The organism is Bradyrhizobium sp. PRIMUS42, from assembly GCF_023006515.1.
Lineage (GTDB): Bacteria > Pseudomonadota > Alphaproteobacteria > Rhizobiales > Xanthobacteraceae > Bradyrhizobium.
Genome location: NZ_JALBGZ010000781.1, coordinates 1 through 2750, shown reverse-complemented (window position 1 = coordinate 2750; position 2750 = coordinate 1). Strand labels below are relative to the sequence as shown.

2 protein-coding genes are annotated in these 2750 nt (G+C 66.1%); both read right to left on the bottom strand.

The window, feature by feature from the left end; translation table 11 throughout:
* Positions 1–2124, bottom strand: a 2124-nt coding sequence (locus tag MOV75_RS33525) for a leukotoxin LktA family filamentous adhesin (RefSeq protein WP_247007473.1), incomplete at its 3' end; no start/stop codon positions are given.
* 12 nt (positions 2125–2136) lie between these two features.
* A partial coding sequence (locus MOV75_RS33520) for a hypothetical protein (protein ID WP_247007471.1) occupies positions 2137–2750 on the bottom strand: 614 nt, incomplete at its 5' end.

Genomic DNA, 2750 nt, shown 5'->3' with positions numbered 1-2750 from the left:
GACCGCGCCGCCGACGGCACCGCTCGCATTCGGCCCGCTCGCGGCAACCGACGTCGCGCCGGTCGAGAACGAATTGTTGTTGATCGCGCGCACCTTCAGGGTGCTGCCGCTCGTGTTCACCAGGCCCGCCGCAATATGCGCGCCGGTCGCGACGTTGGCGGTCGTCGTCACCGACCCCTTGGAATAGGCTACCGTCGGGACGATCTGCGCGCTCGTCGATGCCGCGAGGGCAGAGACGGCGATGGTCGCATCGTTGAGCGCCTTGATCTCGAGGTTGCCGCCGGCGTTGATCGTCGCGCCCGAGGCCACGTTGGTCGTAGCAGTGCCGTCGATCTTGCCGACGACCACGCCGGCCGCGACCGGCGTGAGGCTGCCGAGCAAGGTGGAGGCGACCGCCGGATCCGACGCGTTCTCCGTGGCATGCGCGGAAATGGTGACATCGCCGCGGCCGTTGATGTCGGCATGGCTGTTGATGTTGATGGTCGCAGTGGCGCTTGCCGCGACATAGCCGCCATTGAGCCCGAGCAGCGAGGCGGCCAGCGTCGAGCCGACAAGCGCGAAATCACCCGCCACAGAACCGTTCAGGAAACTTGACACGGCCGTCGAGGTTGCGGTGATCGAGACGATGCCGCCGGTGATCTTGCCGTCGACCGTGATCGCCGTCGCGGCGGTGGCCTGGCCGGACAGCTTGATGTCGCTCGCCGTTGCGGTCAGCGTGACGTTGCCGTCGGAATAGGTGGTCCCTCCGAAGTTGACCGACTGGGCCAGGATCTGCGCGCCATTCTTGATGTCGATGTTCGGCGCGTCGATGGTGATGTGGTTGGCGTTTCCGGTGGAATGGCCGGAGCCGTCGAGGCGTCGGGCATCGATCACCGCATGCGCGGCGAGCGTGACGGAGTTGTCCGCTTGAATGAGGTAGTCGGCACCAGCGCTGAGCCCCGCGAGCGCATTCGCGATCGAGCTGTTCGACAGCGTCACGCCGGTGTCGCCCTGGCCGGCATCGCCGACCACCACGTCGGTTGGATCGAATAGCAACGTGCCCGCCTTGCCATTCGGCGCGGCAAGGTTGACGGAAACGCCGCGACCGACGTCAATGACCCCGTTCGCGCTGAAGTCGACGAGACCGGCATTGCCGGTCTTCGCGCTGGCATTGAACTTGGCGCCGCCCGCCACGGTCAGGTTCTGGGCCGCCTTCAAACGGATCTCGCCGGCGTCGCCCGTCCTGCTGGCGGCGCCGAGCCTGGCGTTCTTGCCGACCTCGATATTGTTGCCGGCCTGCACCGTGATGTTGCTCGGCGTCGCGGTCTGGCTGCGCGCGGTCAGGCGTCCGTTGATCCTGGCGTTGTTGACGGCGCCGATGTGGATCGAGCCGTTGCTGACAGTGATCGCGCTGGCGCTGCGCAGGCCCTTCGAATTGACCGAGGCTGCGAACTTCGCGGCATGGTCGAGATTGGCGATGTCGCGCTGGCTGGCGCCGCCGACGAAGACGTTTTGCCCGGTCAGCCGCACGCCGTCCTGGGCGTTGATGCGGCCATAGATGCGGATGTTGCCGTCCGGCGAGACCGGGAACGAGCCCGCCATGAGGTTGCCGACCGCCGTGCCGTTGATCGCCCCGCCCGGACCGATCAGGCTGTCGGTGAATTCGCGCGTCGGCGTCGAGACGTTGAGGCTGCCGACATTGACCACGCCGCTGCGGCCGACCACAAAGCCCTTGGGATCGGCGAAGTAGACGTTACCGCCGATCGCGCCGTTCATATAGGAGTTCAGCGTGCCGTTGACGTAGACCGGCGCGTCGCGGACGATGTTGACGAGGTTCCGCGTGCCGGTCGGCAGCTGCAGATTGACGGTATTGCCCTGCCCGACGCTGAACTGCGAGAACGAGTTGAAGGCGTTGGCGCCCGACACCGTCGACGTCGTGACGTTGGTGACGCTGCCGGAGGTCTGCAAGGCGGTCCCGGTGCGGCCGTCGGGAACGATGACGTTCGCCGTCTGCGCCTGAAGACGGACGCTGTACACCGGCAGAAAGACCATCTGCATCGCGCAGAGCAGCGACATCGAACGGAACCGCGCCAGCTTGCGCAAGCCCGGTTCGTCCTCGTCTCGCCTCACAGATGGTCCGCGCATGCCTGATCCTGTTCAGAACTGGCCGGGCGGCAGCTTGAAGATGTCGGGGCTCTTGGCGTCGGCCACGTAGAACAGCAGAAGGCTGGTCGGGGTCAGCACACGCTGGTTGTTCTCCTTGTTCTCGAACGTGCCCTGCAGCAGCAGGATCACCGAGCGGTCCTTGGCGTCGCTGCCGCGGAACATCACGATGCCGCCGGCGACGGGCATGTTGACTGCGATGGAGTCGGGCTTGAAGCCTTCGCCCATGAAATGGGCGCGCAGGATGTTGGCGTTGGAGAACAGCTTCTCCGGCGTCATCGCCGCGTCGGTCCCCTTCGACCAGACGGCGCCGATCTGGATCAGCGACTTCGACTTGTAGCCGAACACGTAGGAGAGCTCGGCGGTCCCGCCGTTCGGCAGCAGCTCCGGAACGGACAGCAGGATGCTGTGCGTCAGCTCGGCGGCGTTGTCCTGCGCCTTGATGGCATCGGGCTTGACGTTGAAATCCTTCGTCATCGCCGCGCGCACATCGGCCTCGTTCATGCCGAACTTGGCGGAGCGGAAGCCATCGATCGCTTTGCTCTTGTCCTCCGCTCCTGGTGCCTCAGCCGAGGGTGCCCCGGCGGCGACGGGCGTGCCGGCTGCGG